17 protein-coding genes and 1 riboswitch are annotated in these 16,375 nt (G+C 50.3%); of the genes, 11 read left to right on the top strand and 6 right to left on the bottom strand.

Translation table 11 applies throughout. The features are described from left to right. The first annotated feature begins 160 nt into the window (after positions 1-160). Positions 161-255, top strand: a riboswitch (TPP riboswitch). Between the two features lie 102 nt (positions 256-357). From thiS to moeB, 7 genes are all read left to right on the top strand, one after another. Continuing rightward, positions 358-561, top strand: coding sequence for a sulfur carrier protein ThiS (gene thiS / locus BWI93_RS00275; RefSeq protein WP_094808180.1), 204 nt, complete (start codon positions 358-360; stop codon positions 559-561). A gap of 1 nt (position 562) precedes the next feature. Beyond that, complete coding sequence (gene thiC / locus BWI93_RS00270) at positions 563-2,428, top strand: phosphomethylpyrimidine synthase ThiC (protein ID WP_094808179.1); 1,866 nt, start codon at positions 563-565, stop codon at positions 2,426-2,428. Next, the gene (locus BWI93_RS00265; protein ID WP_094808178.1) at positions 2,425-3,189 is read left to right on the top strand and encodes a hydroxymethylpyrimidine/phosphomethylpyrimidine kinase; all 765 of its coding nucleotides are present in this window, start codon (positions 2,425-2,427) and stop codon (positions 3,187-3,189) included. The genes thiC and BWI93_RS00265 overlap by 4 nt, the downstream gene beginning before the upstream one ends. Next, a complete protein-coding gene (locus BWI93_RS00260; RefSeq protein ID WP_094808177.1) occupies positions 3,186-3,818 on the top strand; it encodes a thiamine phosphate synthase in 633 nt (210 codons plus the stop codon). Before BWI93_RS00265 ends, BWI93_RS00260 begins: the two co-directional genes overlap by 4 nt. Next, a complete protein-coding gene (locus tag BWI93_RS00255; protein WP_094808176.1) occupies positions 3,790-4,566 on the top strand; it encodes a thiazole synthase in 777 nt (258 codons plus the stop codon). The genes BWI93_RS00260 and BWI93_RS00255 overlap by 29 nt, the downstream gene beginning before the upstream one ends. 70 nt (positions 4,567-4,636) lie before the next feature. After that, the gene (gene thiH / locus BWI93_RS00250; protein ID WP_094808175.1) at positions 4,637-5,752 is read left to right on the top strand and encodes a 2-iminoacetate synthase ThiH; all 1,116 of its coding nucleotides are present in this window, start codon (positions 4,637-4,639) and stop codon (positions 5,750-5,752) included. Further along, positions 5,749-6,816 (top strand): molybdopterin-synthase adenylyltransferase MoeB, encoded by a 1,068-nt coding sequence (gene moeB, locus BWI93_RS00245; protein WP_094808174.1) that lies wholly within the window; start codon positions 5,749-5,751, stop codon positions 6,814-6,816. Before thiH ends, moeB begins: the two co-directional genes overlap by 4 nt. 5 nt (positions 6,817-6,821) lie before the next feature. Here the strand turns inward: moeB and BWI93_RS00240 are convergent, their stop codons facing one another. Genes BWI93_RS00240 through rfbC form a run of 3 tightly spaced genes read right to left on the bottom strand, consistent with a single transcriptional unit; the run spans position 6,822 to position 8,492 of the window. Further along, positions 6,822-7,352, bottom strand: coding sequence for a thiamine phosphate synthase (locus tag BWI93_RS00240; protein WP_094808173.1), 531 nt, complete (start codon positions 7,350-7,352; stop codon positions 6,822-6,824). Further along, positions 7,349-7,870, bottom strand: coding sequence for a hypothetical protein (locus tag BWI93_RS00235; RefSeq protein ID WP_094808172.1), 522 nt, complete (start codon positions 7,868-7,870; stop codon positions 7,349-7,351). The genes BWI93_RS00240 and BWI93_RS00235 overlap by 4 nt, the downstream gene beginning before the upstream one ends. A gap of 52 nt (positions 7,871-7,922) precedes the next feature. Beyond that, positions 7,923-8,492: a dTDP-4-dehydrorhamnose 3,5-epimerase gene (gene rfbC, locus BWI93_RS00230; RefSeq protein WP_094808171.1), complete on the bottom strand. Its 570-nt coding sequence runs from the start codon at positions 8,490-8,492 to the stop codon at positions 7,923-7,925. A gap of 180 nt (positions 8,493-8,672) precedes the next feature. Between rfbC and pyrF the strand changes: the two genes are divergently transcribed. Next, positions 8,673-9,518, top strand: a complete 846-nt coding sequence (gene pyrF, locus BWI93_RS00225; RefSeq protein ID WP_094808182.1) for an orotidine-5'-phosphate decarboxylase — start codon at positions 8,673-8,675, stop codon at positions 9,516-9,518. Between the two features lie 9 nt (positions 9,519-9,527). On the opposite strand, the gene BWI93_RS00220 is transcribed toward pyrF, so the two are convergent. After that, a complete protein-coding gene (locus tag BWI93_RS00220) occupies positions 9,528-10,604 on the bottom strand; it encodes a hypothetical protein (protein WP_369679065.1) in 1,077 nt (358 codons plus the stop codon). Between the two features lie 302 nt (positions 10,605-10,906). On the opposite strand from BWI93_RS00220, the gene BWI93_RS00215 reads away from it, so the two are divergent. Further along, entirely contained in the window at positions 10,907-12,436 is a 1,530-nt protein-coding gene (locus tag BWI93_RS00215) for a DUF4394 domain-containing protein (RefSeq protein ID WP_094808170.1), read from the top strand. Positions 12,437-12,489: 53 nt separating this feature from the next. Here the strand turns inward: BWI93_RS00215 and BWI93_RS00210 are convergent, their stop codons facing one another. Together BWI93_RS00210 and BWI93_RS00205 are read right to left on the bottom strand one after the other, a co-directional pair. Next, on the bottom strand, positions 12,490-13,002 hold the full coding sequence (locus BWI93_RS00210) for a YfbM family protein (RefSeq protein WP_094808169.1): 513 nt from the start codon (positions 13,000-13,002) through the stop codon (positions 12,490-12,492). Between the two features lie 38 nt (positions 13,003-13,040). Next, on the bottom strand, positions 13,041-13,277 hold the full coding sequence (locus BWI93_RS00205) for a S26 family signal peptidase (RefSeq protein ID WP_094808168.1): 237 nt from the start codon (positions 13,275-13,277) through the stop codon (positions 13,041-13,043). Between the two features lie 318 nt (positions 13,278-13,595). Between BWI93_RS00205 and BWI93_RS00200 the strand changes: the two genes are divergently transcribed. Continuing rightward, on the top strand, positions 13,596-15,635 hold the full coding sequence (locus BWI93_RS00200; RefSeq protein WP_233207787.1) for a M3 family metallopeptidase: 2,040 nt from the start codon (positions 13,596-13,598) through the stop codon (positions 15,633-15,635). 191 nt (positions 15,636-15,826) lie between these two features. Then, positions 15,827-16,360 carry a hypothetical protein gene (locus BWI93_RS00195; protein ID WP_094808166.1) on the top strand — a complete coding sequence of 178 codons (534 nt, stop codon included), beginning with the start codon at positions 15,827-15,829 and terminating at the stop codon, positions 16,358-16,360. The last annotated feature ends 15 nt before the right edge of the window (positions 16,361-16,375 follow it).

Here is a 16,375-nt window from a genome sequence, read left to right as displayed (position 1 = left end):
GCGTCCGTAGCAAATGCTACGGACAACGCGTCCCGATAACTTTATCGGATTTACTTCACCGGAAACCGCAGCGGCGGCCGCTGAAAACGGCAAACCGAAAACTTAAAACTGATTTTCCTAGGTAAACGCCCAAGTCTTTTTACCTTTGCCTTGCTGAAAAGCCAAACTTTAGGGGTGCCCGTTGTTTCGGGCTGAGACATACCCTTTGAACCTGACCAGGTTAGGACCTGCGTAGGGAAAAGTGAGGAATCTATTTCTTTCCGGGAAAGCATCCGTACGCACGGCTGTTTTCGTACTTCTCCACTCGTTTCGTCTCTCCCCTACTGGCTTGTGCTTTCATGCGACATGAAACGTCCCATGACCGTATTTGTCAACAACCAAGCCGTTCAGACGAAAGACGCCGTGTCTTTACGTTCGCTGCTGACGCAACTGGAGCTTGCCGAGAAAAAAGGCATCGCCGTTGCCGTCAACAACGCCATTGTTCCCCGTCTTACCTGGGACCAATTCATCGTATCCGAAAACGAGAAAATCACCATTCTCCAAGCCACTCAGGGAGGTTAACATGAAAAACGAAAAACTGCCAACGCCTCAGACCATCACGCGGGAACCCCTTACCGGCTCCCGGAAGATTTACGTTCCCGGAACCCTGCACGACATTCGCGTCGCCATGCGGGAAATTACCCTTTCGGATACCATCAGCTATATTGGAGACAAGGAAGTACGTCAACCCAATGCTCCCGTCACCGTCTACGATACCAGCGGCCCGTACACCGACCCTGAGGTGTCGATTGACCTGAAAAAAGGATTGCCCCGCTTACGCGAAAACTGGATTCAGGAACGCGGCGATGTTGAACAACTGTCTGGTTTCTCTTCCGAATACTGCCGGGAACGCATGGCCAACCGTAGTCTGGATTCACTCCGGTTTGACCACATTCGCCTGCCGTTACGGGCTAGAGCAGGCCAAAACGTTAGCCAGCTCCATTACGCCCGCCAGGGCATCATCACCCCCGAAATGGAATACATTGCCATTCGGGAAAATCAGCGAATTGAGGAACAGTCTGCATCGCTGAGTCACCAGCATCCGGGTCAGAGTTTTGGGGCCAATACGCCTAAAAAGCTCATTACACCGGAGTTCGTTCGTCAGGAAGTAGCCGCCGGACGGGCCGTCATTCCTTCCAATATCAACCACCCGGAAAGCGAACCCATGATTATTGGTCGCAATTTTCTGGTGAAAATCAATACCAACATCGGTAACTCGGTAGTGACTTCCAGTATCGAAGAAGAAGTCGAGAAAGCCGTATGGAGCTGCCGTTGGGGCGGCGATACGCTGATGGATTTATCAACGGGCAAGAACATTCACGAAACCCGCGAGTGGATCATTCGCAACTGTCCTGTACCCGTGGGAACTGTACCCATTTATCAGGCTCTGGAAAAGGTAAACGGCAAGGCGGAAGACCTGACCTGGGAGATTTTCCGGGATACGCTCATCGAACAGGCCGAACAAGGGGTGGATTATTTTACCATCCACGCTGGCGTGTTGTTACGGTACATTCCGCTGACCGCCCGGCGTGTCACGGGTATCGTCTCCCGGGGGGGTAGTATCCTGGCCAAATGGTGTCTGGCTCATCACAAAGAAAACTTCCTGTATACGCATTTTGAGGAAATTTGCGAAATCATGAAGGCGTACGACGTGTGCTTCTCCCTCGGCGATGGCCTGCGTCCCGGCTCCATTGCCGATGCCAACGATGCCGCCCAGTTTGCCGAACTCGAAACCCTGGGTGAACTCACGAAAATTGCCTGGAAACACGACGTACAGGTCATGATCGAAGGTCCCGGCCACGTGCCCATGCACCTCATCAAAGAGAACATGGATAAACAGCTGGAACACTGCCAGGAAGCTCCTTTTTACACGTTGGGACCGCTCACGACGGACATTGCTCCGGGCTATGACCACATTACGTCCGGTATCGGAGCCGCTATGATTGGCTGGTTTGGTACGGCCATGCTGTGTTACGTAACACCGAAGGAACACCTGGGCTTACCCAACAAAAAAGACGTAAAAGACGGGGTAATTACCTACAAGATCGCCGCTCACGCCGCCGACCTGGCGAAAGGCCATCCGGGGGCTCAGTATCGCGATAACGCCCTGAGTAAAGCTCGTTTTGAGTTCCGCTGGGCTGATCAGTTTAATCTCTCGCTCGACCCGGATACGGCCCGTGAATTCCACGACGAAACGTTACCCGCCGAAGGTGCCAAACTCGCTCACTTCTGCTCCATGTGCGGCCCTCACTTCTGCTCGATGAAGATTACGCAGGAAGTACGGGCGTACGCCGAAGAGAATCAGTTGCAGCACGAGGAAGTCTTCGACGAAGCAATGAAGCACAAAGCGAAAGAATTTGTCGAACAGGGCGGAGAAATCTATTTATGATTCAGACTGAACGTCCGTACGTCCTCAGCATTGCCGGACTCGATCCCAGTGCCGGAGCCGGAATCCTCGCTGATGTAAAGGTTTTTGAGTTGAATCAGGTGTACGGACTGTCCGTCTGTACCGCCCTGACCATGCAGCACGACGCGGATTTCCGGGCTCTGGAATGGATACCGTTGCCGACGATTCTGGACCAGTGTCAGCCGTTATTCGAACGGTATCCCATTGAAATCGTGAAGATTGGTTTGATCGAATCGTTTGCCGTACTGGATCAACTGACGGGCTGGCTCCTGCAGCAAAATCCGGGTATACAAATCATTTGGGACCCTATTTTGAAAGCCTCGGCCGGATTCACGTTTCACGCAGAAAGCCCGTACGTAGCCTTTGAATCGGTACTACGACGCCTGCGAATCCTGACGCCCAACGCCTGGGAAGCTCAGCAACTAACCGGCATCGATTCGCCTCTGGAGGCGGCGAAAGTGCTTAGTCAGTACTGCTTGGTTTACCTGAAAGGAGGACACGTTGAACCCGTGGAAGAAACCGTTACGGATTATTTCCTTCGCGAAGGGGAAGTACTGGCCGCGTATCCGGCTCCTCATCTTCCGCAGGGTGAGAAACACGGCAGCGGCTGCGTACTGTCTTCGGCTCTGGCCGCCGGACTGGCCAAAGGGCAATCGATTTCAGAAACGGGTAGATCCACCCGTCAGTACATGAACCGCTATCTGGCCAGCACGCCGTATCTGCTGGGTTTTCATACGCTATGACCATTAGTTCGTTTCACTACATCGTTACCCAACCCGAGCAGGCCGCAGTGGCCTGCTCGGCGGGGGCCGACTGGATTCAGCTTCGCCTGAAAAACAAACCGTACGAAGACTGGAAAGCCATTGCTCAGGAAACGCAGGCCGTTTGCCGGGCTTCCGGAGCCCGACTAATCATCAATGACAATCCACATCTGGCCGGAGAAATCGGGGCTGACGGCGTACACCTGGGCAAAGAGGATATGCCCCTTGCTGAGGCTCGTAAGTTAGTAGGTTCGGAGGTGATTATCGGCGGAACGGCCAATACGCTCGAGGATATTGTTCGGCACTCCCAAAGTGGAGCGGATTACATCGGTCTGGGCCCCTATCGCTTTACCACCACGAAGGAAAAACTCAGCCCTATCCTGGGACTCGCTGGTTACAAAGGCATCATGGAAGCTTTGCAACAGCAAGGAATTTCCATTCCGATTATTGCCATTGGGGGAATTACGCAGCCCGATGTCCCACTTCTGCGGCAGGTGGGGGTTCACGGCATTGCCGTTTCCTCAGCCGTTTCTGCCGCGGCTGATCCCGCCGAACAAACCCGTTTGTTTTTAACTCTTTTGCATGAATCCGTCACTGACCATCGCCGATAAAACCTTCACGTCCCGCCTCTTCACGGGTACGGGCAAATTTGGGTCTTCTTCCCTCATGCGGGAAGCCCTGCACGCTTCGGGTACGGAGCTGATTACGGTAGCTCTCAAGCGAGTGGACGCTGCCCATACGCAGGGGGATGATTTGCTTTCCCACCTGCCGACGGCCCATCTGTTACCGAATACCTCAGGGGTTCGAGCGGCCCGCGAAGCCGTCTTTGCCGCCCAGATGGCCCGCGAAGCTCTCGAAACGCACTGGCTGAAACTTGAAATTCACCCCGATCCGCGATACCTGCTCCCCGACCCCATTGAAACACTCAAGGCGGCGGAAGAACTCGTAAAACTGGGCTTTGTCGTCCTGCCTTATATCCACGCCGATCCCGTTTTGTGTAAGCGTCTGGAAGAAGTAGGCGTAGCCGCCGTTATGCCTTTGGGGGCTCCCATTGGAACGAACAAAGGCCTGCGAACGCTGGATTTCCTGGAAATCATCATCGAACAAAGTACCGTTCCCGTAGTCGTGGACGCCGGTTTGGGGGCACCCTCCCACGCCGCTGCTGCGATGGAACTCGGGGCTGACGCCGTACTGGTGAACACCGCCATTGCCGTCTCATCCGACCCGGTACGTATGGCTCAGGCGTTCAAACTAGCCGTCGAAGCCGGACGCATGGCCTACGAAGCCCGACTGGCCCAGCCGGTTACGTGGGCTCAGGCCAGCAGTCCGCTGACGGCTTTTCTGGACGAGCTTTCGTAAGAATTCTCATTCGTAGCATTCACTACGGTTGTTGCCCTGTTGTAGGTCCGACCGTAAATCAGATTCTGGTATGTTTAAAGATTGGTTTGAACGCTATGCGTGGGATACGGTCGTTCGTGACATTCAGGAAACCACGCCTCAGCGAGTAGAACAGGCTCTGGCAACGTCCAAACGCAGTCTGGATGATTTCAAGGCGTTGATTTCTCCCGCGGCTCTACCGTATCTGGAACCGATGGCCCAGCAAAGCCGCCAGCTCACGCAGCGGCGTTTTGGCAAGACGATCCAGATGTACGCCCCGCTGTATTTGTCCAACGAATGCCAGAACATCTGCACGTATTGTGCCTTTAGTCTGGATAATAAAATCCGCCGCAAAACACTGACGGATGAGGAAATATTGATCGAAGCTCAGGCCATTAAACAGCTCGGGTACGACCACGTGTTGCTGGTCACGGGCGAAGCCAATCAGACCGTGGGCGTTGCGTATATCCAGCACGCCATTCGGCTGATTCGTCCCTTGTTCGCTCATATTTCGATGGAAGTGCAGCCTTTGGATCTTCCGGAGTACAAAACACTGATTGCCGAAGGTCTGCATACCGTACTGGTTTATCAGGAAACGTACCACGAGGAAACGTACAAAACGCACCATCCCAAGGGTAAGAAATCAAACTTCCGCTACCGACTCGATACGCCCGACCGACTGGGCAAAGCCGGTATACATAAAATGGGATTAGGAGCCTTGCTGGGCCTCGAAGACTGGCGGGCGGATAGCTTTTTCACGGCTCTGCACCTGCAGTATCTCCAGAAAACCTACTGGCAAAGCAAATACAGCATTTCGTTTCCCCGTCTACGCCCCATTCAGCTTACGGATGAGGTACACCGCTTCAAGTCGTGCATGAGCGACCGTGAGCTGGTACAGCTGATCTGTGCATATCGGCTGTTCAATGAAGATGTGGAGCTTTCGCTTTCTACGCGGGAAACGCCCCGCTTTCGCGATCACCTCATTCAACTCGGCATTACGAGTATGAGTGCCGGATCAAAAACCAATCCGGGTGGCTACGCCGTCGAGCCGGAATCGCTGGAGCAGTTCGAGATTTCGGACGAACGTACGCCCGCTCAAATTTCATCGGTAATCCGTAATCAGGGGTACGTACCGGTCTGGAAAGACTGGGACCCTTCTTTTGTATGAACGAAGACGAACTCAAACGATACAGCCGCCACATTCGCCTCCCGGAGGTGGGTCTGGCCGGACAGGAACGCCTGAAAAATGCCCGTGTGGCCGTCGTCGGGGCGGGTGGACTGGGTTGCCCGGTACTGCAATACCTTACGGCAGCGGGCGTAGGGACGCTGGGCATCATCGACGGGGATACGGTCGAACTGAGTAATCTTCAGCGACAGATTCTGTTCTCAACCGCTCACATGGGTCGTAATAAGGCCGAAGTGGCGGCGGAAGTTTTGTATCAGCAAAATCCACATCTCGAATACGCCGTTCATGCCTGTTTCCTGACGCCTGAAAACGCCGAAACAATTCTGGCCTCTTATGATTTCGTCGTGGATGGTTCCGATAATTTCGCTACGCGGTATCTGGTCAATGATGCCTGCGTATTACTGGACAAACCGCTGATTTTTGGCTCGATTTACAAATTTGAGGGGCAGGTCAGCGTCTTCAATTACCGGGGTGGTCCCACCTACCGCTGCCTGTACCCAGAGCCTAGTGAACTGGAAGCCTGTAGCATCGTAGGCGTCCTGGGCGTTTTACCGGGCTTGACGGGTTGCCTGATGGCGACGGAAGTGATCAAACTGATTACGCAGATTGGTGAGCCTTTAAGCGGAACACTCCTGACCTTCAACGTCCTGAACTTTTCATTTTCCAGTTTTTCCTTTGCGTTGAATCCGGAAAACCGGCAGATCACTTCTTTGGCGGCCCCCGTGGAAATCATACCGGAGCTTTCCGTTGAGGAATGGCTGGTACGAATGAACGCGGATGAATCGTTGCTTCTGCTCGACGTTCGGGAGCCTCAGGAGTATGAACTGGATCACCTCGGTGGTCATCTTATTCCGCTTTCGGAATTGTCTGACAGCTACGAAAGTCTACCTCAGGATCGTACCATCATCGTTCACTGTCAGTCGGGCGTTCGCAGCAGAAAAGCGGTTCAGTTTTTGCAGGAGAAAGGATTTACGCGGGTATACTCCTTACGCGGTGGTGTTCAGGCCGTTCGGGACTCAGCGAACCTGACTTTTCAATTCCCGTAAAGCGGCTACCGGATCCGGGTTTTCCAAAGTGCTCCCATGACCGCAGCCCCGTCGAAACCGGCCTGCTGTAGTCGTGCGATGGTTCCGGCGTGTACGCCTCCCAAAGCGATCAGTTGGGGCAGCGGTTCCGTAGCTGCCGAGCGAATCGCCGCGATTTGCTGTTGCAGCTGCTCCAACGGCAGTGAAGGACCGTAACCGGGCTTACTGATGCTGGGAAACACGGGACTAAAAAACACCAGCGTTGCCCGTCCCGCCCACTTCGGCCACTGGGCTAGATCGTGAATACTGGTCGAAAAAGGGGCACACGACTTCAACGCCGCCTGTTCCCGTTCTTTCACGTGCCAGCGATGGGCTCCCGGAATCGGGGTAGCCGAAGCCACTAAAATGCGTTCAGCGGATGAATGCGGTGGCGGGTCCGCCATGAGGTTGGTTTTTCGCCAGTACAGGTAATCCAGACCCGTTTCGAGCAATGTTTCGACGAGTGAAGACGGCAGAGGTGTATCTTCAGTGATACCCACCAATAGAAATGATTTCATAGTTGTAGGCGTAAAATCAGCGTGCCGTCGGTTTTTTTTACCTGTATAGGCCCGAGTTCCTGCCTATCCACCACAAACGGCTCATTCACCCGTAAAGCCGATTTAAACTGTACGGAAAAAAGTCGTAAGGGCTCGTGGAGAGACTGTTTTTCCAGCTCCGACAGTACCAGCAAGCCGGGGACTAAAGCCGCCGGACCGCGATGAATCGGGTTGTCGTCTCCCGTATGTTGCAGGTAGGCATCGATTTGAGCTTTGGTACAAAAGTTATCTCCTGCCTCCTGTAGTACCGAAACGGAAATTGGTTCAGTGGGTGGTTTTACCAGGAGCACAGTCAATTGATCCGCTCCCAGTGGGTGGCGTAGTACCACCATTCGGGCATTTCGCCAGTGTAGGCCCTGTTCCGTTTGCGAAGAAGCGGTTACCTCCAGCCGAGCGATTACGTACCCCCATAAGTCGGGCGACCGAAATGATTTCAGCACGTCTGCAATGGCCAGTGCCCGCGTAGAAGATTTATTCATAACCTAACGAAAAAGCCCGGCGTATACCGGGCTTTTCTGTCAATCAAACGTATTAGTTAACGGCCAGCTGAGACTGAAAGTCTTTCCAGGCAGGCAGAATCTGATCTTTTTCGGATACGATGGGAGCTTCGATCCCGTACTTTTCAAATTCCCAGTCGATACCCAACTCCGGGTCATTCCATAACAGACCTGACTCGGCGGGTTTATTATAAAGATGAGTACATTTGTACATAAACGTCGCTTCTTCAAGGGCAATGAATCCGTGAGCAAACCCTGGTGGTACCCACAGCATGTTCCCACGTTCTGCCGTCAGCAGAAATTTTTCGTGCTGGCCAAACGTCGAAGAATCGGGGCGGATATCCACCACCACATCGAGGACTTTTCCCTGTGTACATCGCACCAGTTTCCCTTGAGCATGGGGTGCGTGCTGACAGTGCAAACCACGTAACACGCCTTTTTTAGACCAGGAGTGGTTATCCTGAACAAACTGGCTAGCTGTTGGCAGGCCCGCCTGCGTGAAAACAGGCTCATTATACGACTCCCAAAAAAAGCCGCGTTCATCTTCAAAAATCCGGGGGAAAAGTTCAACTAATCCGGTTAGGTGACCAGGACGAAATTCCATGCAATGAGCGAAAGGGTTGCGAGTTTGAAAATAGCAAGACAATTTTGCCAGACAAAAATAGAAAAATCCTTAACCCAGCTGTGTTTTTCTTAACGAAAGTTTACGCAGCGGTTTGCTGAATGTATTGTCGGATTCCTGATGCTCAGCAAGGATCGCCATATCACCCTTTTTCATTTTCCCGTGACTCGTTCTGAACTTTTCGCTCAAATCAAAGCCAAGTCCTCCTACCTCTGCGTGGGTCTGGATACGGACATCCAGAAAATACCCGCTCACCTTCGTGCGGAACCCGATCCGATTTTTGCTTTTAACCGGGCTATCATCGAAGCTACGCAGGCGTACGCCGTCGCTTACAAGCCCAATCTGGCTTTTTACGAAGCTCTGGGTCCGAAAGGCTGGGAAAGTCTGCAAAAAACGTTGGAAATTATCCCGAAGGAATGCTTCACCATTGCGGATGCCAAGCGGGGCGATATTGGGAATACGTCCGGGCTGTACGCCCGGGCTTTTTTTGACAAATCGGCTTCCGGACTGGATTTTGATTCGGTAACCGTTGCTCCGTACATGGGCGAAGATTCCGTGAAACCTTTTCTGGACTTTCCGGGCAAATGGGTGATTCTACTTGCCCTGACTTCCAACGCCGGAAGTGCTGATTTCCAACGCCTCGAAGTCGTTAAAAATATGGAAGCCCCGCATGCCCGAGCTTTATTTGAGCAGGTCTTGATGACCTCCCAAAACTGGGGCAGCCATGATCAGCTCATGTACGTAGTCGGAGCTACCCGTGCCGACCAACTCCAGCGGATTCGCGAGCTGGTTCCCGAGCATTTTCTGCTCGTTCCCGGTGTAGGAGCCCAGGGCGGCAGTCTGGAGGACGTGTCACGCTATGGCATGAATCGCCAGTGCGGCCTGCTGGTCAATTCTTCCCGAGCCATCATTTACGCCTCTTCGGGTGCTGATTTTGCCGAACGGGCCGCGGATGAAGCTCGTAAGGTACAACAGGAAATGGCTGGGTATTTAGAGGAATTTTTATAGGCGAATTTCTTAAATAATCTGGCGGATTACATTCTTGATATTCAACTCCACAATATCAACCATGCTGTTACACTTCAGATACAGTTTGTTTTGGTAGTAATCCGCCAGTCCTTTTTTCAACGCTACAATATTTTCGGGCGTAGACAGCGGATTTCGGTTTGCTACGTCCCGTAAATGAGCCAGTCGGTGCCTTTCGCTGCGAATGCGGTGTACGAGCATGGACCGTTCCTCCTGTTGGTACTGCCAGACGGTCTTATCCGTCAGGTGCTCCATCGCCAGTTTCACGTACGGCAGGTTTTCCTTGAAAAACTGGGGCATGTATACCCGGCGATTCCCTTCATAAAATTGCTGATCGAAATCAATACAGCGAATCCGAAACTGAAAGTCATCAAAATCAGGTGTAATCTGCCAGACGAAATTGTACGAACGCATGTCGCCCAGTAACATGATCAGGCAACGTTCGTTAAACTTCACAAACTCTTTGGCAATCCGGATCCGATTGTATTCGGTATTCTGCATGTATTTGTGGTGAAAAATGTCACCCGGAATGCCCGCAATGTGTTCTTCAACCAGGGTCGTATGATCGACAAGGTAATTGACGTGGTTAGGCGAAAGCGTGTGTTCCAGTTCCAGCCCATAGATCCGGGAAGCGTCGGCCTTTTTGACGTAGAAGTAATCGTATACGTCGTTTAAGCGATTCACAATTCGAATCCGGAAGGGATGCGTGTTTCCAAAGGTACAGTAGTCAATCCGGTCAATGTATTTATGCTCGACGATATGAATATTTCCCGAAGTATTCAGCATGGCGTACATTTTCTTCAGGCCATTGTGAATCCGGTCGATGTCGTAGGGCGGATAGACAGGAGATTCCCAGAGGGTATCTTTTCCGTGTTTATCAATCACTGGAATCGTTTCCCGAAAATTCATCAGGTCGTTATAGCCAATGGGAAGCCGGACCTCCCGCTGATAGACATGCAGGTATTTATGCAGTTCCGCACTAATTGGGAAAATAGGCTTCTTCTTATGAATAATGACGTCCTGACTCATATCCTTTTTAAACAAAGATACTGTTTCTTCCAGCTTCAAACTAACTAACCGTAGCTAGGAATCATCCCTTTTCTATCGGTAATCAGCAAATTCAACCTCTGACTTTCAAAATAAAAATTGACAAAAATCAATTTTTATTAACTTAATACAAGCATCTGATATTCAGTCATTTATTAAATAATTCAACCTTTATAATACGCTTTGATTATACAAAAATTAAAACTATGTTAAAACCATATTAAAATTATGTAGTTAGGTTAGCGATAGTTTAACAAATGTTAGTGCCCTGAACCCACACCGCCATTCCTCTATCGCTAACGCTTTCAAACTTCCTGCTAAACATGGTACATGCGTACAAAGGCATCCGCAAGGTCGGAGCCATCCTTACTCTGGCTTCCCTCGTCGCCCTGCAATCCTGTACAGATCACCGCACTCCACCAGACCCACTGCCTAATCAGAAGTTTTTTGGTCTTACTGCCGGCAATCAGTTGCTGGAACTCAACGTTCAGTCGCCCAACGCTCCTACGCGAACCCTGAGGATCGGCGTTCCGCAAAATGAACGAGTATTAGCCATCGATTTTCGTCCGGCCACGGGTCAATTGTACGCGGTGACCGACGCCAGCAAGCTCTATACCATCAACCTGACGGAAGGAGCTGCCGCCGGTACCGCTACACAGGTAGGTTCTCAGCCTTTTTCGCCCGCCCTCGATGGTACCGAAGTAGCCTTTGACTTTAACCCTACCGTCGATCGCATTCGTCTGGTTACGAACAAAGGTCAAAACCTGCGACTGCATCCCGAGACGGGAGCTACCGCAGCAGTAGACGGAGTGATTAACGGCATTAGCGGAGCGACCATTACGGCGGCCGCCTATACCAATAGCAAATCAGGAGCCACGAGTACGGTTCTGTACGATATTGATCCCGCTACCAATCAGTTATATAAACAAGATCCGCCCAACAATGGGACGCTCGTTCCGGTAGGTCCCCTGGGACTGGACGTAGAAGCCGTGGGTGGCTTTGACATCGCTCCGGATAATTCCTTTACGCTGGCTTCCGTGAAAGTGGAAGGCAAATGGGAAATTACGCAGGTGGACGTAGGAAATGGCAGCCTGAAAAAACTGGGCGACCTGAGCCAGGAATTACTAGGTATTGCCCTTCCTCCACAGGCGGTAGCGTACGCAGTAGATGCTGCAAGTAATGAATTACTGATTTTCAACCCGATGGATGCCTCCTCCGTAGTGGCCAAACCGATCACGAATATTCAGCCCGGCGAGAAAATTCTGGGCATTGACTTCCGTCCGGCTACGGGTCAGTTATACGCCCTTGGTAGTACCAGTCGGGTTTATATTCTCAACACTTCATCGGGAGCCGCTGCATTAGCGGCCGGTACGGGTGAGCTAAGTGTGAAGCTAGAGGGTACGGATTTCGGCTTTGATTTTAATCCGGTAGCAGATCGCATCCGCATCATCAGCAATACGGGTCAGAACCTGCGGGTAAATCCAGCAGATCTGGTCGCTACCGTTGATGGAAAACTCAACCCCGGTACACCTACGGTGACCGCTTCGGCGTATACCAACAACTACGCCGGTACCACGGCTACGACGCTTTTCAACATTGATACCAATACCGATCAACTCACCCGGCAGGTACCCCCGAACGATGGTACGCAAGTAGCCGTAGGGGCCACGGGCGTAGACGCAACGGGTGCCAACGGTTTCGACATTGGCGGTACCACGGGCAATGCCTGGGCTCTGCTTCGTTCCGGTGGCAGCACGTCTCTGTATAAGGTAAACCTGACTTCGGGTCAGCTAACGCCAGCGATTCCCTTTAACCGCAGCGTAAGCGGCTTTGCGTTAGGACTTGGTTTTTAAGTTTTACGTCAAGAAAGTAAAAAGGTACGGATGCTTATCCGTACCTTTTTTTGTTAAGACAAATACATAATAACGGCCTGGTTTTGCTCGGCAGCTTTCGCGTAAAATTCTTTTAAATGTTGAAAAGCATTCAATACATAGTCGGCTTCAATTTCTTCCCAATAGCCCGGATAAATATCTAAGGCATTCATTTCTTCCGCATTGAAACGACTTCTTAAGACATCATCCGTCAGCAGGTTTAGAATTCCCAGTGATTCCTTTACATCCGCCGCGGTTAAAAATCGGGGTGAAACCATGGCATACTCTAAAGGGACATCCAGGCTATGTTTCCCACAGATATGAACGGTTAGCGGGTTCGAGAATGCTTCGCTTAAGGGTTTACCCGTCAATAGATAAATAATCCCTTCCCAAGCCTTATCAACATCCGTTCGGGATTCTTCGGGCAAGTGTTCGTTAGGCTCATCCAGATCACTTTTCAGCAAGTTTTCTTCGCCCAATTTTTCATTAATCTGATACTGCCTCAATCGATGCTCACTGACGCGGAGAAACCAAAGTCCTAAACTCATACAAGTGTTTTATAAAATGATAATTAATTGGTGCGTATTTATAACGGAAGTCCCATCATCCGGGGACGTTCGCTTATCAAAATATACAGGGCTTTTCCTTTTACGTAAGTGTCAGAAAAAGGCCCAGTCATCCGACTATCCATGTAAACCGTACGATCATCGGATACCAGAAAAATAGCACCTTTGGGTACAACCTGAGCAGCCTGATTAAAGGACGAATCCAAGGAAGCCAACACAGCCAGCCAGGGTTTTCGGGGAGCTATTACGTCAGACATCAAGGGATACAGGATAGGTTATTCACTCGCACAAAAGTAGTGGGTTCCATTACAATCCAGTCCGGTTAAAGGAGCCAATTTTCAGCAAATGGGTATAACGTATAGGCCTTGTTTCTCATCAAATGAACGTTACCTCTGCCTTTTGTTTTCCATAAATGGTTTGGGAAATACCGCTTTCCTTAGCAATTTCGTTGGTTGTTTTACTGAGCTATCAACTAAACTATGAAACTTAAACAGTTGCCGCTAATGTTAACACTAACGGCTGGACCCCTGCTCGTGCAGGCTCAGGGTCCGAATGTTATTGTTAAATCCGTACCTATGGAAGAGAACCCTCTGTTACAGGCATTTAATACGCCTTTTGAAACACCTCCCTACGATAAAATCAAAGTAGAACACTTCCTCCCCGCCCTGAAAGAAGGGATGGCTCAGGGTCGGAAAGAAATCGATATTATTGTTCACAACGCCTCCAAACCCACCTTCCAGAATACGATTGTGGCTCTGGAAAATGCGGGCCAGCAACTCAGTCGGGTCACCCCCGTTCTGTTTCACCTGAACAGTGCCGAAACTTCGCCTGAATTACAGAAAGTAGTTCGTGAAACTTCTCCTCTGCTGACCGAGTATGGCAATGATATCTCCCTGAACGAGAAGCTGTTTGCCCGCGTAAAGGCCGTTTGGGATGAACGCGACAAGCTGAAACTCAACAAAGAAGATCAGATGTTGCTGGAAAAAACCTACAAAGGTTTTGCCCGCAACGGAGCCAATCTGTCGGAAGCCGACAAGAACAAACTCCGGGCCATCAACAAGGATTTGTCGCAACTGTCGATTGAATTCAACGAACACAATCTGGCCGAAACGAATGAGTACAGCCTGGTAGTAACCGACGAAAAACAACTGTCGGGACTTCCTGATTTCGTTAAGGAAGCCGCGAAAGCCACGGCCAGGAAAATGAATAAGGAAGGCTGGGTATTCACGCTCCAGGCTCCGAGTTACGGTCCCTTCATGCAGTACGCCGATAATCGGGAACTGCGGAAGGAACTCTGGCTGGCGTACAACAAACGCGGCTTCAAGGGTGATAAAAACGATAATCAGGAAATCATCCAGAAAATCGTGAAGCTGCGGTACGAAAAAGCCAAATTACTCGGCTACAAAACCTGGGCGGACTACGTACTCGAAGAACGCATGGCGGAGAATCCGACGAAGGTACTCGAATTCGAGAAAAACCTGTTGAGCTACGCCAAACCCGCCGCCGAGCGTGAAATCAAGGAACTGACGGACTTCGCCAAATCACAGGGCTATACCGAACCCGTGATGCAACGCTGGGATGCGGGCTACTACGCCGAAAAGCTCAAGAAGGAGAAATACGCCATCAACGACGAGTTACTGAAACCTTATTTCAAACTCGAAAACGTACTGGATGGTCTCTTTAAGCTGACCAACAAACTGTACGGTCTGACGTTTAAGGAACGCAAGGATATTCCAACCTGGAATGAAGAGGTAAAGACCTACGAAATTCTGGACGATAAGGGTAAACTGCTGGCGATCTGGTACGGGGATTACTTCCCCCGCCCCGGCAAACGGGCCGGTGCCTGGAACTCCGGTACGCGTTCCCAGCATTTCGAGAACGGCAAAGACATCCGTCCGCACGTACTGAACGTTTGTAACTTCACCCGTCCAACCGAAACGATGCCTTCGCTGCTGACCTTCCGGGAAGTAGAAACCCTCTTCCACGAGTTCGGTCACGCCCTTCACGCCATGAGTTCACACGTAAAGTATGACGCCTTGAGCGGTACGAGCGTATCCTGGGATTTCGTGGAGTTACCTAGTCAATTCATGGAAAACTTCTGTCTGGAACCCGAAGTACTCAAGCTGTTTGCCAAACATTATCAGACGGGCGAAGTCATTCCGCAGGAATACATCGAAAAACTGAAAGCTTCATCCAACTTCATGGCGGGCGTAGGTACGGCTCGTCAGATTAACCTGGGTCTGACGGATATGGCCTGGCACGGACAGGCTCCCACGGGTGAAAGCGTAGCTCAGGTGGAAGCCAAAGTAGCGGCCCAAACGGAAGTGTATCCGATTGTGGAAGGTACGGCGATGAGCCCGGCTTTTGCTCACATTTTCGCGGGTGGTTACTCGGCGGGTTATTACTCGTACATGTGGAGTGAAGTACTTGACGCCGATGCGTTTGATTTGTTCAAGCAAAAAGGCATCTTCAATAAGCAGGTAGCCAATTCATTCCGTGACAACATTCTGTCGAAAGGTGGTACGGAAAAACCCATGGAACTATACAAAAAATTCCGGGGCCGCGAACCGCAACCGGATGCGATGTTACGTCGCTCAGGTTTGATTGTTCAGTAAGCTTAATTACTTTATTTAAAAGCCGGTTTTCTGTAAAAAGAAAATCGGCTTTTTTTATACTTGTTCTTACACAATTCTCTAATTCATGGATGTTTTAATTTTTTAATGTATTGTGAATTTTAAAATAAACTTGCGAACGTTTCAAAGCAAATTGCATATTGCAACTTTAATCACTATAAACCCCTCCTAACATGTCCTTTTTACGTTCTGCTGTTGCGATTTTATGTATTTCAACGTTTGCATTTGTTAGTTGTTCAAAAGATGAAGACGATGCTTCAAATCCTATTAAAAGGTCTGATTTAGTTAACAAAACTTGGGTAGGCAATGGCGTTGATGTCAAAGTAGATAACAAAACGCATTCATTGGAAGGTGATTCTGAAATTTCTACAATTACTATGCTGTTTAAAGATAACGGCGAATATGCCGGTATGGAAGATGGCGAAGAATTATCTGGTAAATGGAGTCTTACAGACAATGTTTTAAAACTTAGTATCGATGGCCACGAAGAAAGCGTTAACATAACCAGCCTTGATGGAAAAAGTTTAAAACTAATGGTAGGTGAAAAATTGGATATTTCCAAAAATCCAGTAGAATATATGAATCTTGAGAATGAAGATTTTGTCGCTTACTTGTTGGGCTTTACAGTATTAGCAGAAAAAAAGGTTGACATCACTAAAGTTACCAACAAACAGATGGACGTTATTCTAGTGATGAAAGCTAAGTAATTTAAGCTTTCACTA

Origin of the sequence: Siphonobacter sp. BAB-5385, from assembly GCF_002261125.1 — a bacterium.
Classification (GTDB): Bacteria; Bacteroidota; Bacteroidia; order Cytophagales; family Spirosomataceae; genus Siphonobacter.
The sequence above is the reverse complement of the archived record's forward strand: the minus strand, read 5'-3'. Positions and strand labels throughout refer to the sequence as shown.

Excerpts from the sequence above, each read along its gene's own strand:
- thiS (WP_094808180.1), top strand. The coding sequence starts at position 358 with ATGACCGTATTTGTCAACAACCAAGCCGTTCAGACGAAAGACGCCGTG.
- thiC (WP_094808179.1), top strand. The coding sequence starts at position 563 with ATGAAAAACGAAAAACTGCCAACGCCTCAGACCATCACGCGGGAACCC.
- BWI93_RS00265 (WP_094808178.1), top strand. The coding sequence starts at position 2,425 with ATGATTCAGACTGAACGTCCGTACGTCCTCAGCATTGCCGGACTCGAT.
- BWI93_RS00260 (WP_094808177.1), top strand. The coding sequence starts at position 3,186 with ATGACCATTAGTTCGTTTCACTACATCGTTACCCAACCCGAGCAGGCC.
- BWI93_RS00255 (WP_094808176.1), top strand. The coding sequence starts at position 3,790 with ATGAATCCGTCACTGACCATCGCCGATAAAACCTTCACGTCCCGCCTC.
- thiH (WP_094808175.1), top strand. The coding sequence starts at position 4,637 with ATGTTTAAAGATTGGTTTGAACGCTATGCGTGGGATACGGTCGTTCGT.
- moeB (WP_094808174.1), top strand. The coding sequence starts at position 5,749 with ATGAACGAAGACGAACTCAAACGATACAGCCGCCACATTCGCCTCCCG.
- BWI93_RS00240 (WP_094808173.1), bottom strand. The coding sequence starts at position 7,352 with ATGAAATCATTTCTATTGGTGGGTATCACTGAAGATACACCTCTGCCG.
- BWI93_RS00235 (WP_094808172.1), bottom strand. The coding sequence starts at position 7,870 with ATGAATAAATCTTCTACGCGGGCACTGGCCATTGCAGACGTGCTGAAA.
- rfbC (WP_094808171.1), bottom strand. The coding sequence starts at position 8,492 with ATGGAATTTCGTCCTGGTCACCTAACCGGATTAGTTGAACTTTTCCCC.
- BWI93_RS00215 (WP_094808170.1), top strand. The coding sequence starts at position 10,907 with ATGGTACATGCGTACAAAGGCATCCGCAAGGTCGGAGCCATCCTTACT.
- BWI93_RS00210 (WP_094808169.1), bottom strand. The coding sequence starts at position 13,002 with ATGAGTTTAGGACTTTGGTTTCTCCGCGTCAGTGAGCATCGATTGAGG.
- BWI93_RS00205 (WP_094808168.1), bottom strand. The coding sequence starts at position 13,277 with ATGTCTGACGTAATAGCTCCCCGAAAACCCTGGCTGGCTGTGTTGGCT.
- BWI93_RS00200 (WP_233207787.1), top strand. The coding sequence starts at position 13,596 with ATGGAAGAGAACCCTCTGTTACAGGCATTTAATACGCCTTTTGAAACA.
- BWI93_RS00195 (WP_094808166.1), top strand. The coding sequence starts at position 15,827 with ATGTCCTTTTTACGTTCTGCTGTTGCGATTTTATGTATTTCAACGTTT.